The following is a 13605-nucleotide window of genomic DNA, read 5'->3' on the forward strand; positions in this document are numbered from 1 at the left end:
CAATTAACAATTATCAATGACCAATGACGAGGCAAAATTTATGATTTTAAAAACAATAACTCAACTACCCATTCCCTCACACTTTGATGCTCAAAAGGTGGGGCAAGTGTGGCGAGTACCCTATCAACAAAGGGCTGTTGATGCGAAAGATTGGGCTAAAAAGTACGAGATTTCACCAGCATCGCAGGATAAAACTCGTATTTGCTTATTATTAATTGATGTGCAGAATACGTTTTGCTTGCCTGAATTTGAACTGTTTGTTGGCGGTAGAAGCGGTACGGGTGCTGTAGATGATAATGTGCGGTTGTGTGAATTTATTTATCGAAATTTGGGAGTGATTAGCGCGATCGCACCTACAATGGATACTCACACCGCTATGCAAATCTTCCATCCCGTCTTCTGGATTAACGATGCTGGCGAACACCCCACACCCGCCGCTACCAACATTACCCCCACCGATATTCAACAAGGTATATGGAAAGTAAATCCTGCTGTTGCTGATATTAGTGGTGGCGATTACTCTACATTGCAAGCACACGCTTTTCATTATGTACAGCAACTCAGTAGTGCTGGTAAGTATCCCTTAACAGTTTGGCCTTATCATTCCATGCTGGGAGGCATTGGTCATGCCTTAGTTTCAGCAGTAGAAGAGGCATTATTCTTTCATAGCATTGCTAGAAGTAGCCCAACCAGATTTGAAATTAAAGGTGATAATCCTTTAACTGAAAACTATTCTGTATTGAGTGCGGAAGTTTTACAAGATGTTAATGGACAACCAATAGCCCAGAAAAATACCAGCTTTATTCAACATCTGCTGGAATTTGATGCAGTAATCATTGCTGGTCAAGCTAAGAGTCACTGTGTAGCGTGGACAATTGAAGATTTATTAACAGAAATCACAGCACAAAATCCTAACTTAGCTCAAAAGATCTATCTTCTGGAAGATTGCACATCACCAGTCGTAGTTCATGGAGTTGTGGATTACACAGAACAAGCTGATGATGCTTTCGCGAAGTTTGCCGATGCTGGTATGAATTTGGTTAACTCAACTGCGCCACTCGAAACCTGGCTAAACCTAAATTAAACCTAAAGATGGGGAAGATTCAATACTCCCTTGTAGATTATTAGACCTCGTAGCCCTAGTCAATAAAATCTTGGTGACATCTGCGCCATCTGCGTCCATCTGCTGACATCTGCGATTAAAAAACACCAATTTGTGATTTTTACTCATTGGTCTATTTTGTTACTTAAAATGTAACGGCTAAATCCGGCATCAAAAATTAACGCATACTGGCAACAATTGACTTACTTTGTGCATCTTAAATCTATAACGCTCACAGTAGTTTTGTAACAAATTCGTTACAAACCCACTACTGAAAGCTTTGCTGTATCTAAATTAAGCCTACCGTCATTTTTTAATCAATTAGTAATGCTGCTACAAGATGCTCGTGATTATCAAATTTTATTTCTCTCTACCTTCCTAGTTTTAGGTATCAGTACTAGAGACTGGACACTAAGACCTGAGTTAATTTTAACGCTAATAGCCACTTGTCTAATTACTCAATGGTTAGCAATCTCTATTTTTCCAAAAATCAGATATTTTTTGTTTGAAAATAAAAACTTTTCACCAGAGATTAACCCAATTACAACTAATGAAAAATTGCTTTCTCTTAAAAGCGCCACAATCACAGCGTTGGGTCTTAGTTTGCTCCTAAGAGCCGATAATTATCCCACAATGGTACTAGCAGGAACATTAGCAATATTAAGTAAGTTTATATTTAAAGTTAATCAAAAACATTTCTTTAATCCTGCTAATTTTGGCATTATCTGTGTATTGATTCTTACCAAAGATGCTTGGGTTTCCCCTGGACAATGGGGAGATGAGTGGTGGTATGCACTTTTATTTGCTGGTACTGGTGGAATAGTATTAAAACGAGTTGGTAGATGGGATACAACGGCTGCTTTTTTAGGTAGTTACGCTTTATTGGAAGCAATCAGAAATTTTTGGTTGGGTTGGACTTTTGATGTTTATTTACATCGGTTAATGAGTGGCTCATTGTTGCTGTTTGCTTTATTTATGATTACAGATCCGCGCTCAATTCCCAATGCCCGTATTAGTAGAATATTATGGGCTGTTTGTATTGCTGGATTAACTTTTATCCTGCGTAATCAATACTTTGTGTCTACAGCAGTATTTTGGGCTTTGTTTGCTTTATCACCATTAAGTATAATTTTTGATTTTTTCTGGTCAGCGCCACAATTTAAATGGCTAGAAAAATTTACCAGTTTGCCTACCAATTTAGTTGAGGATGATCTAAAAGATGCTGTAACAGTTGAAATTGCCCAATCATAATTTTACTAATTTAGAGGAGGTTGGTATGAAGATATTAAGAATTTTGAAAACGCTGTTAATAGTGTTGATAGCTGTTGTTTGTTTTACCCCTAGTGCTTGGGCTTTTTGTGGATTCTATGTATCTAAAGCTGATACAAAACTTTACAACAAAGCGTCACAAGTAATTATTGCCCATGAGGGCGATCGCACTATTCTAACAATGGCAAACGACTATCAAGGAAATGCCAAAGATTTTGCCCTTGTTGTCCCAGTACCCGTAGTACTCCAAAAAGAACAAGTTCACGTTGGCGACCCGAAAATAATCGAACGCCTAGATGCCTTTAGCGCCCCACGACTGGTCGAATATTTCGACTCCGACCCTTGTAGACCAATGATGTATGAAGCAATGCCCAGTGCGCCAGCGCCGCCCACATTAGGAGCAGCAAGAGGTCAGGCTGCAAGTGATAATGCCTTGGGTGTCACGATAGAATCAAAATTCTCCGTCGGAGAATATGACATTTTAGTTCTCAGTGCTAAAGAATCTAACGGTTTAGAAACATGGCTTAACCGCAATAACTACAAAATTCCTCAAGGCGCTAACCAACTCTTAAAGCCTTACATTCGGCAAAACATGAAATTCTTCGTTGCTAAAGTCAACCTAGAAGAATTTGACAAATCTGGCTATCAAAATCTGCGCCCACTAATGATAGCTTATGAATCTCCTAAATTTATGTTGCCGATTCGTTTAGGAATGATTAATTCTACCAGTGAGCAAGATTTAATCGTTTATCTTTTATCACCCAAAGGTCAAACAGAAATCACTAATTATCGCACAGTAAATATTCCTTCAAATACCGAGATACCGCTTTATGTGAAACAGGAGTTTGGCGGTTTCTACAAAACTATGTTCCAAAATTCTTACAAGAGTGAAGATAAAAAGGTAGCATTTTTAGAATACGCTTGGGATATGGGTAACTGTGACCCTTGTTCTGCCCAACCACTGTCACCAGAAGAACTTAAGAAAGCAGGTGTGTTTTGGACAGAGGAGGGAGGAAGATCTAATGTATTTATCACTCGTTTGCACGTCCGTTATACCCGCGATAAATTCCCAGAAGATTTAATGTTTCAAGAAACATCAAATCAAACATCCTTCCAAGGTCGTTATGTTTTACGTCATCCCTTTACCGGAAATGCTTCTTGTCAAGCAGGTCAAGAATACAAGCGGTCTTTACGTTCACGGTTTGAAAAGGAAGCACAAAATTTAGCTAAACTGACAGGATGGAATATTCAGGATATCCGTAAGAAAATGGATATTAATGATATTCCTGATAGCAAGCCTACTCCTTTTTGGAGAAAACTCTGGTCTTTATCCTTGGTTGCTCCCTTGGTTTTAATTATGATGCCTACAAGAAAGCGTCGCAGGAAATAATCAAGTTATTAGCTAAGTAGTAATAACAATTCGGAAAATCAGAGATACAAATATTTGATGTAGAGACGTATTATAGTATGTCTCTACACATTGCTGTAAACGGGGAGGAAAGATTTTATATTTTTATGGACTTGGTTGATCAATTTGCCATTCACAAAATACCCTATGCTACGAAAAATTAAATGTGCGATCGCTTAATTGAAGATTTAAAAGCTATTAGTTGATTTGCCTAACTGTTTGATCTAAATATTTTGATTTTGAAGCAACTTTAAAATTACAAACCAAATTCACGAGTTAAGGAAGATCCGTCCATATCTCCAGTACGGACACGACGATCTAAATCATAGGGGTCAGGAGAAGCTTTTTTGGCTTCCTCAATTGTTACTCGCTTACTTAATACTTGTTTATAGAGCGCATGATTGAGAACTTGCATACCTTCTGTAGTATTACTTTCCATCAATCGCAACGCTTCATCTTCCTCTCCCTTGAGTAGATAATCTTGCATGGCAGGTGTATTAATGAGAATTTCGTGAACCGCAACACGACGCTGATCAGTTGTAGGTACTAGCATTTGAGCAACTACAGCGATCAAAGACTCAGTAATTTGAATCCGCATAGCTTGCTGTTCGTTTGCCTCATAGAGATTTAACAACCGATTAAGGGCATTGATAGCATTGCGGGTATGTAGAGTACCTAAAACTAAGTGACCCGTTTGGGCTGCTTGTAGGGCGGTATTAACGGTAATGCGATCGCGCATTTCTCCAATCAATATTACATCTGGATCTTCCCTTAACACCGACCGCAAAGCATTATGAAAATCGTGAGTATGCAAACCCACTTCCCGTTGACTAATTAAAGCATTTTGGGATGTGTGAACAAATTCAATAGGATCTTCAACAGTGACAATATGCTTATTAGTAGTTTCATTAAGATAACGAATCATTGCAGCCAGCGTTGTTGATTTCCCCGAACCTGTAGCGCCTGTAATTAAAATCAATCCTTCATTACGACTAGCAATTTTTTTTAAAACTGCTGGTAAACCTAAACCATCTATAGAAGGAACATCTAGACTAATTAACCTCATCACAATTGCGCCACCTGTGAGAGATTCAAAACAATTTATTCGACAGCGCAAAAAACCAGGGTAAAAAATCGCGGTATCTAACTCTCTAGTAGCTGCAAATTCTTGTATTTGCGCTGGTGTAAGAATCTCTACTAAATACTGTTGAAAGATTTCGGAAGTTAATTTCCATTGCTTACCAAAAGGTACTAACTGACCACGTATGCGATATCTGGGAACTTCACCAACGCGCAGATGAATATCAGATGCTTTATTAGCATGAGCGTGCCTGACCAGCATAGCGATTGAGGGAGGCGTATCATTGGCGATAACAGGCTGTTCTATTTGCATTGGACTAGGAAGTAACACTTGGCAACAGGATAACAGCTATTAGTGAAACTGCCAGCTTTACTATCAATGAAATTAAGAGACTCTTTGCAAAAATCCGTAAAACCATCTGTGTGCATCTGTGTTCATCTGTGGTTAATTATCCCAAATTTGACTAGCACTAATGATTTTAAATTACCTTCTCCCTACTAGGACAGCAACAGGTTATCTTAGTTGCTAGGGTGGGATCTTAAGAGAGTAGAAGGAAGCATGGGTGTGATCAACCGGATTACTAGCTGGCTAGAAACTCACTGGGCAACTCCTGCTTATGCAGGTTGGTTGCTTTTAGGAATTGCTATATGTTTCTTCGCAGCCGCGACTAATACAATGGCAGGGTGGCTATATGTGATCAGTGGAATTATCTTTGCCATGCTGGGACTAGGGGCAGTTTTATCAGTGCGATCGCTGCGAGACTTGATCGTACGGCGAAACCCTATTCCTCCTGTGACAGTAGGCGATCAATTAACAATTGAAGTAGAAATCATCAATCAAACTAAGCAACCAAAAACGCTACTGCAAGTTCAAGATGTACTTCCTTTCGTACTAGGTAAACCTGTACAAATCTCCCTAGAAACTATTCCATCTCAAGATGCCCACCGATGGATTTATTATCAACCAACCCAAAAAAGAGGAGTTTATCGCTGGGACACTGTGCAGTTGAGAACAGGTGCGCCTTTAGGATTATTTTGGTGTCGTCGCTTTAGGGATGTTCCAGCTAAAGCTTTTGTTTATCCGACAGTGTTACCCCTCAATAGCTGTCCCTTAGTCGATCAAATGGGACAAGATGAAAACTCACTTTATTACAATCGCGATCGCCGCTCTCATGCCGCTACAGAAGGCGTTACCCGCGCCTTACGACCATACCGCGTAGGCGATCCCATTCGTTTAATCCACTGGCGTACCAGCGCCCGCTATGGTGAATTTAAAGTACGTGAATTAGAAGTATTTACTGGGGGACAAGAAGTTATTATTGGCTTAGATAGCGCAGGTGTTTGGGATTTAGAAGATTTTGAACAAGCAGTAATTGCAGCAGCCTCCATCTACTTTTATGCTGGTAGGTCTGGGCTTAATGCCAAACTCTGGACAGCCGCAACAGGTTTACTGTGGGGGAACCGAGTAGTATTAGAAACCCTAGCCGCCGTTAATGCAGGTGAAGACGCTACTGCCGGAGATCAACCAAACTTACCTCTAATCTGGTTAACTCAAAATCCTGTAACTCTCAATTCCTTATCACATGGTAGTCGCTGGGTATTGTGGCAACCTCAATCAGCAACACCCATCAAGTCAGCTAACCATAATTTTCCTGGTATAAGCATCAACACTGAACAACCGCTTCAAGTTCAATTGCAGCAACCGCTCAGTAACAACTGGTAACTGATATAAGAAGCTTAGGGTAAAATGCAAAAACATACGCTCACATTCCGTTATCTTACCCCATGAACCCAGCAAATACTGATAACCAAGCCAGCGAAAAAAATCTTGAGGCAATGCGGCATTTTTCCGAAACTTATGCCAAGCGCACAGGCACTTACTTCTGTGTTGATCCTTCGGTTACTGCTGTAGTCATTGAAGGACTAGCGAAGCACAAAGACGATCTTGGCTCTCCCTTATGCCCTTGTCGCCATTATGAAGACAAAAAAGCCGAGGTAAGTGCTGCTTTCTGGAATTGTCCTTGCGTACCTATGCGTGAGCGCAAAGAATGTCACTGTATGCTGTTTTTAACTTCAGATAATGACTTTGCTGGTCAGCAGCAAGAAATTTCCCTAGAAGAAATCATAGCTGTTCGCGAAAGTATGGCGTGAGCAATTAACAATTAACAATTTTTAGCCTGCTTGCCCTGCACATTGAGTTATGGAAAATCAAAACATCTTTGGCTATTTCACCTCCCAATTTCAGCTTTTGAGGTAATTGTTAATTGTTATGCAGAATAAGGAATTTCTCCAGGGTGTTGAACAGTTTAATCAACAAGAATTTTATGCTTGTCACGACACCCTAGAGGCTTTGTGGATGGAGGCATCAGAGCCACAAAAAAGGTTCTATCAAGGTGTCCTCCAAATAGCTGTTGCCTGCTATCACTTGGGAAATCATAACTGGCGTGGTGCAGTTGTTTTACTAGGGGAAGGAATTGCACGCATCAAAAATTACCAACCTATATATGAGGAGATTAATGTTACGGATTTGGTAATGGAAAGTGCTGATTTATTAACAACTTTGCATGAGCTAGGAGCCGAGAAGATAGCGGATTTCGTTGAGCAGCTAGAAGGCGCAGATACAGCTAACAATCGATCTAAATATCATTTGCCAAAAATTCACTTAGCTAATCTAGAAAGTGAAAGTACATCTTAAATTAATTATCAGTTTTTAATGCGATCGCCCTAAAAACTCGACTTTTTACCCTCAACCCCTGATGCACAAGAAACTTGATTGCACAGAAATCGTCAATATGCTTGTTGACATTACTAGCAAAAGATGTCAGCAGGTGGTAAGATTCTCGATTTTAACCGATTCGGTAAACTATCGTTAATAGTAGTATCACAATCACGTTCATTTAAGCCAGTGCAAACAATGATTTCTTCACATAAATTAATTGATTCCTTAAAGCGTCAGTTAGGATTAGCTTTAATAGCTCCTATAGCGGTTGCAGGCGCTCTAGTGCCTTTGCAACTCCAAAACGCCCAAGCCCAAACATCTCAAGATAATCGCCCTCTGAGCGTTCGTGCTGATGTGCAAGAATATAACTCTAAAACTGGAGTGGTAACGGCTCGTGGCAATGTGCAAGTTCTTTATCCATCAAGACAGATTCAAGGGACTGCGGCACAAGCTCAATATTTCAGCCGAGAACGCCGCATTGTAATGAGCGGCAATGTTTATATCCTACAGCAAGGCAATAGCCTGCGTGGGGAGACAATTACTTACCTAATTGATGAGGGGCGTTTTGTGGCACTACCTAAATCTAATAAGCAGGTGGAATCTGTTTATATTGTTTCTGAGCCAAATAATCCTCAACGCTAAACGTAATTTGGAAACCCCTGACGCTTAGTCGCAATCAAATGTGGCTTTCCTGATAGCAGTGCCAAAAAAGAGTGAAAATCTTCCTAGAGAACGTCCATAAGTCCTATAACAAGCGACAAATAGTGAACAAGGTCAGCCTCTCAGTTTCCCAAGGGGAAATTGTGGGACTGCTTGGACCTAATGGCGCGGGTAAAACAACTACATTTTATATGGCTACTGGTTTAGAAAAACCAGACCAGGGTAGGGTGCGACTGGATGCACTTGATATTACCAATCTGCCCATGCACGAACGAGCGAGACTGGGCATTGGTTATCTAGCTCAGGAACCTAGTATTTTTCGGCATTTAAGCGTGCTAGATAATATTTTGTTAGTACTAGAACAAACTAATGTACCGCGCCGAGAGTGGGGTAGACGAATAAGTTCCTTAATTCAAGAGTTTCGCCTCGAAAAAGTAGTTTATACCAAGGGTAATCAAGTATCTGGCGGAGAGCGGCGACGGACGGAAATAGCCAGAGCTTTAGCTGCTGGTAGAGATGGGCCAAAATTTTTGCTCTTAGATGAACCGTTTGCGGGGGTTGATCCAATTGCGGTATCAGAAATTCAAAAAATTATTGCCCAATTGCGCGATCGCAGAATGGGTATCTTAATTACCGATCACAACGTTCGAGAAACTCTCGCCATTACAGATCGAGGCTACATTATGCGCGACGGACAAATTCTCGCTTCTGGCAGTGCTGAAGAACTGTATGCTAATCCTTTAGTGCGGCAGTACTATTTAGGTCAAAACTTTCAACGTTGAAATTTATTAATTTTGCAGTAAACATAACTAAAAAATTAACCACCTATTTTTTTTATTTCCTTGATCATAATCATCATTAATAATGGTTTTATTTAACAATGACATTTAGTAAATCTAAATTTTATCAACCTCGGCTACCTGGCTTCTCGGTGATGGATCGATACATTGCGATCGAACTATTAATGCCGTTTTTGTTTGGCGTTGGTGCATTTTCTTCTTTAGGAGTTGCCATTGGTAGCTTATTTGATTTGGTGCGGCAAGTCGCTGAATCTGGACTTTTGATCGCAATTGCCGTCAAAGTCTTGTTATTAAAAATGCCAGAATTTATTGTCTATGCTTTTCCGATGTCTACCCTTCTCACCTGTTTGATGACATATAGTCGTTTTTCTAGCGACAGTGAAATCATTGCGTTACGGAGTTGTGGAATTAGCATCTATCGGCTGATATTGCCTGCCATTGTTCTAAGTTTTATGGTAACAGGCATGACCTTCTTATTTAATGAATTAGTAGTGCCTGCTGCTAACTATGAAGCCTCAACAACCCTTTCACAAGCACTTAAAAAAGACCAGTTAACCTTAAAAGAAGAAAATATTTTTTATCCAGAATATCGGGAAGAGCAAGTAAACGGAGCAAAAACAAAGACGCTTGCACGCTTATTTTATGCCGATAAGTTTGATGGTAAACAAATGAAAAACTTAACCATTTTAGATTGGTCTAGAAAAGGATTAAATCAAATTGTTACCGCAGACTCAGCAACTTGGAATACTCAAGAAAATACCTGGGATTTTTTTAATGGTTCTATTTATATAGTTGCTCCAGATGCTTCTTACCGCAATATCTTAAAATTTGAACACCAAAAACTGCGACTTTCTAGAGCACCATTAGACTTAGCTAGTAAGGGTCGGGACTATGGTGAGATGAATATTGCTCAGTCATTAGAATATTTAAAAATATTAAATATGAGCGGAGATGATAAAAAAACTACTAAGCTGAAAGTGCGTATTCAACAAAAAATATCCTTACCTTTTGTTTGTTTGGTGTTTGGTATAGTTGGTGCTGCTTTGGGAATTAGACCGCAACGTACTGGTAGAGCAACTAGCTTCGGTGTGAGTGTAATAGTAATTTTTAGTTATTATCTACTGTCATTTATTAGCGGTGCGCTTGGTCAAGTGTCTGTTCTATCTCCCTTTTTAGCAGCTTGGTTGCCAAATATCTTCGGATTAACAGCCGGAGGAGTAATGGTATTGCGGGTAGCGCGATAGGAGCAGGGGGGCAGAGGGGCAGAGGGGCAGGGGGGCAGGGGAAGATAAGTATAGTATTCTTGCTGACTCCTGGCTTCTGCCTCCTCACTTCTGACTCTTAACTCAGATTCAACCGAAATTTTTGATAATTGCCTCAGCAAACTCAGAACACTTGAGAGGTGGCTCAACAGGTGGTTCCATCATCCGAGCTAAATCATAAGTAACTTCTCGATTAGAGATAGCTTTACCAATGCCTTGTTTAATCAAGTCAGCCGCTTCTTGCCAACCCATAAACTCCAACATCATTACCCCTGATAAAATCACAGAACCAGGGTTAATGCGATCGAGACCCGCGTGTTTAGGAGCAGTGCCGTGTGTAGCTTCAAAAATGGCACAATTATCACCAATATTAGCTCCTGGTCCCATGCCTAACCCACCAACGATCGCAGCAGCAGCATCAGATAAATAATCTCCATTCAGATTCATCGTAGCAAGAATAGAGTATTCATCTGGTCTGGTCTGAATTTGTTGAAAAATACTGTCGGCAATTCGGTCATTGACCATCACCTTATCTTTCCATTGACCATTGCCGTGAGTTTCCCAGATGCTATTCAGCACATTTTCCACTTCACGACAAATAGCAGCTTGTTTTTCCTCGGTCAGAGAATCATACCCTGGCTCAATCTCGCTGGCATTTTCTGCGGTGGTAATATCTGGGTTCTTCTCTTTGTTAGAAAGAATCCAAGATTCTCGTTCAGTCACACACTGGTTACGGAATTCTGTAGTCGCTAGTTCATAACCCCAGTCGCGGAAGGCTCCTTCGGTATACTTCATAATGTTGCCCTTATGCACCAAAGTAACCATTTGCTTATTTTTAGGTAGGCGCAGGGCGTGCTGCATAGCGCGACGAACTAGACGCTGAGAGCCTGTTCTACTAATTGGTTTGATTCCAATGCCAGAATCGAGTGGAATTTGCTTTTTGCCATGTTCGGGAGTGGCTGGAATCAATTCAGTATTTAGCAAATGAATGATTTTGTTAGCCATTTCACTGCCTTGTCGCCACTCAATTCCCAGATAAATGTCTTCTGTATTTTCTCGATAAACAATCACATCGAGTTTTTCTGGGGTTTTGTGGGGGGAAGGCGTACCTTGATAGTATTTACAAGGGCGCACACAGGCGTAGAGGTCGTGAATTTGACGTAGGGCGACATTAAGTGAACGAATCCCGCCTCCGACTGGTGTTGTCAGTGGCCCTTTGATGGCAATACCAAACTCTTTGATCGCGTTAAGAGTATCTTCAGGCAAATATTGGTATGTGCCGTACTTTTCACAAGCTTCGTCACCAGCATAAACTTTAAACCAACTAATGCGTCGTTTATCGCCATAGGCAGTTTGAACTGCTGCATCAAATACCTTCTGAGCAGCAGGCCAAATATCAACACCTGTTCCATCTCCACGCAGGAAGGGAATAATAGGGTTGTCTGGCACAATTGGTTCGCCATTTTGGAAGGTAATCCGAGAGCCAGTATCAGGGGGTGTGATTTTTTCGTACATATTGCTGTTGAGTTTTTGGATAATTTAGCCGACAAGCGTGCTTTTAGAGGCAGGCTACTAGATTAATCTAGCTAATGGTACTGAAATCAAGCTTTTTTGTGCTGATGCTCAAATAAGCTATTCAAAACATTTGAGTTGTTCAAAATTGTTAACAGACAGATAAATAGAAACAGGCATACTATTGTTGTATAGAGCTATACATAGTTCAGTCTAGAGGGGTTGCATCACCATCAGGATTTTAAGCCAAGTAGGTTAATTGACGTGAAAAAGATTTTAGTGGTTGATGATGATAGAACTCTGCGAACTATCTTGAGCCATCATTTGCACAAGCAGGGATACCAAGTCAACGAAGCGAGTTCTGGAGTTGAAGCATTAACTGCTTTCGAGCAAGAGCCACCTGATGTAGTCGTATCTGACGTGATGATGCCAGAGATGAACGGTTTAGAATTTTGCCGTCAGTTGAGGGCTAGTAGATTTGGGCAATTAGTACCGTTTATTTTTTTATCGGCGAAAGGAGATTTAGAAGATCGGATTAAAGGTCACACGATTGGGGGGGATGATTATTTAACTAAACCTGTTGATCCCAGGGAATTAATCGCCAAGATTGAGGCTCAACTAGAGCGATCGCGCCGGATACATTCAGAAATGGTAATGTTGATGCAGCATTTGGCTAGCCGTTCACCCGCGATGCCTCTACCGCCTGCACCTGAAAAACCACTGTTAGAAAAAGAGCGCACAGTTGAGATGGTATCTACTCAACCAGTAGATTTACCATTGACACCAGCCGAAGCGAGAGTTTTTTGGGAAGTGATTCAAGGTTTTACAAATAAACAGATTAGCGATCGCTTGTTTATCAGCCCCCGTACAGTGCAAACTCATCTTAGTAATATACTTAATAAGTTAGATTTAGCCAATCGCTCTCAGCTAGTGCGCTTTGCCTACGAAAATGGCTACCGCCTACCGGAACCGAAGTAAAATTATTGGCTGATATTTAGCTATGCTGGTAAGCTAATTAATGCACAGATAACTCCAGCCACAAGTAACCAGCACGCCGAGTCGCTTAATGAGTGATCTAACCACTACCTCACCAGACACATCCGACAACATCGCTGATATTCGCTACAAGTTCAAGTCAGAAACTGAGAAAAATCAACAAAAACTGATTCCCGAAGTTCTCAGTTCTGGTGATGTCGGTTTACAGTTATTGATGGAATTTTTATCGGAACGTCGCTCTTCACCACCAAGTTTAGTTGACGGTATTGCTTATCAAGCTCTTTATCAGGCGAACTCAGCCAAGGCAACTGAATTTCTCAATACCAACTTTCCGACTGGGATTGTGCCATTAAAGTCTGAGCGTGGAATTGATTATAGCCCTCTCCAAAAACTGCTTGCTCAACAAGACTTTGAAGAGGCTGATCGTCTCTCTAACCTAAAGCTGTGTGAATTGGCGGGTTCTGATGCACTACAAAGAAAATGGCTGTATTTTACAGAGGTAGAAAATTTTCCAATTACTGATCTCCAAACCATTAATAATTTGTGGTTACTGCACTCAGAAGGCAAGTTTGGCTTTTCTGTACAGCGCGAACTTTGGTTGGCTGTTGGTAAAAATTGGGAAAAACTCTGGTCTAAAATTGGTTGGAAAAACGGCAACGCTTGGACTCGTTATCCGAATGAGTTTACTTGGGCTTTAACAGCACCCAAGGGGCATCTACCTCTATCAAATCAGTTGCGAGGAGTGCGAGTTATCTCCTCTTTGCTGTCTCACCCTGCTTGGACAATGAACAATTAAC

At 40.8% G+C, this 13605-nt stretch carries 14 protein-coding genes; 11 read left to right on the forward strand and 3 right to left on the reverse strand.

Going from position 1 to position 13605, the window contains the following annotated elements; all coding sequences use genetic code 11:
- Positions 1-40: 40 nt before the first annotated feature.
- Positions 41-1084 (forward strand): hypothetical protein, encoded by a 1044-nt coding sequence (locus CRI9333_RS15620; RefSeq protein ID WP_015204135.1) that lies wholly within the window; start codon positions 41-43, stop codon positions 1082-1084.
- Here CRI9333_RS15620 and CRI9333_RS26810 read toward each other — a convergent pair.
- Positions 1076-1231 carry a hypothetical protein gene (locus CRI9333_RS26810; protein ID WP_157462335.1) on the reverse strand — a complete coding sequence of 52 codons (156 nt, stop codon included), beginning with the start codon at positions 1229-1231 and terminating at the stop codon, positions 1076-1078. The genes CRI9333_RS15620 and CRI9333_RS26810 overlap by 9 nt on opposite strands.
- A gap of 198 nt (positions 1232-1429) precedes the next feature.
- Here CRI9333_RS26810 and CRI9333_RS15625 point away from each other — a divergent pair, with 198 nt between their 5' ends.
- Both CRI9333_RS15625 and CRI9333_RS15630 read left to right on the forward strand, forming a co-directional pair.
- Positions 1430-2353 (forward strand): RnfABCDGE type electron transport complex subunit D, encoded by a 924-nt coding sequence (locus CRI9333_RS15625; protein ID WP_015204136.1) that lies wholly within the window; start codon positions 1430-1432, stop codon positions 2351-2353.
- A gap of 25 nt (positions 2354-2378) precedes the next feature.
- Complete coding sequence (locus tag CRI9333_RS15630) at positions 2379-3761, forward strand: DUF2330 domain-containing protein (RefSeq protein ID WP_015204137.1); 1383 nt, start codon at positions 2379-2381, stop codon at positions 3759-3761.
- 274 nt (positions 3762-4035) lie between these two features.
- Here CRI9333_RS15630 and CRI9333_RS15635 read toward each other — a convergent pair whose 3' ends face one another.
- Entirely contained in the window at positions 4036-5172 is a 1137-nt protein-coding gene (locus CRI9333_RS15635; protein WP_015204138.1) for a type IV pilus twitching motility protein PilT, read from the reverse strand.
- 246 nt (positions 5173-5418) lie between these two features.
- Here CRI9333_RS15635 and CRI9333_RS15640 point away from each other — a divergent pair, with 246 nt between their 5' ends.
- From CRI9333_RS15640 to CRI9333_RS15665, 6 genes are all read left to right on the forward strand, one after another.
- Positions 5419-6582: a DUF58 domain-containing protein gene (locus CRI9333_RS15640; RefSeq protein WP_041226080.1), complete on the forward strand. Its 1164-nt coding sequence runs from the start codon at positions 5419-5421 to the stop codon at positions 6580-6582.
- Between the two features lie 62 nt (positions 6583-6644).
- Positions 6645-7010 (forward strand): ferredoxin thioredoxin reductase catalytic beta subunit, encoded by a 366-nt coding sequence (locus CRI9333_RS15645; protein WP_015204140.1) that lies wholly within the window; start codon positions 6645-6647, stop codon positions 7008-7010.
- Between the two features lie 118 nt (positions 7011-7128).
- On the forward strand, positions 7129-7554 hold the full coding sequence (locus CRI9333_RS15650; protein WP_015204141.1) for a DUF309 domain-containing protein: 426 nt from the start codon (positions 7129-7131) through the stop codon (positions 7552-7554).
- Positions 7555-7773: 219 nt separating this feature from the next.
- Positions 7774-8220, forward strand: a complete 447-nt coding sequence (locus CRI9333_RS15655) for an LptA/OstA family protein (RefSeq protein WP_051035459.1) — start codon at positions 7774-7776, stop codon at positions 8218-8220.
- A 71-nt stretch (positions 8221-8291) separates the two neighbouring features.
- A complete protein-coding gene (gene lptB, locus CRI9333_RS15660; protein ID WP_015204143.1) occupies positions 8292-9020 on the forward strand; it encodes an LPS export ABC transporter ATP-binding protein in 729 nt (242 codons plus the stop codon).
- A 98-nt stretch (positions 9021-9118) separates the two neighbouring features.
- Positions 9119-10282, forward strand: a complete 1164-nt coding sequence (locus CRI9333_RS15665; RefSeq protein ID WP_015204144.1) for an LptF/LptG family permease — start codon at positions 9119-9121, stop codon at positions 10280-10282.
- A 108-nt stretch (positions 10283-10390) separates the two neighbouring features.
- Here the strand turns inward: CRI9333_RS15665 and CRI9333_RS15670 are convergent, their stop codons facing one another.
- A complete protein-coding gene (locus tag CRI9333_RS15670) occupies positions 10391-11815 on the reverse strand; it encodes an NADP-dependent isocitrate dehydrogenase (protein WP_015204145.1) in 1425 nt (474 codons plus the stop codon).
- A 261-nt stretch (positions 11816-12076) separates the two neighbouring features.
- On the opposite strand from CRI9333_RS15670, the gene CRI9333_RS15675 reads away from it, so the two are divergent.
- Together CRI9333_RS15675 and CRI9333_RS15680 are read left to right on the forward strand one after the other, a co-directional pair.
- The gene (locus tag CRI9333_RS15675) at positions 12077-12790 is read left to right on the forward strand and encodes a response regulator transcription factor (RefSeq protein ID WP_015204146.1); all 714 of its coding nucleotides are present in this window, start codon (positions 12077-12079) and stop codon (positions 12788-12790) included.
- Positions 12791-12878: 88 nt separating this feature from the next.
- Positions 12879-13604, forward strand: coding sequence for a GUN4 domain-containing protein (locus CRI9333_RS15680; RefSeq protein ID WP_015204147.1), 726 nt, complete (start codon positions 12879-12881; stop codon positions 13602-13604).
- Position 13605 lies beyond the last annotated feature (1 nt).

It is taken from the genome of Crinalium epipsammum PCC 9333, from assembly GCF_000317495.1.
GTDB lineage: Bacteria > Cyanobacteriota > Cyanobacteriia > Cyanobacteriales > PCC-9333 > Crinalium > Crinalium epipsammum.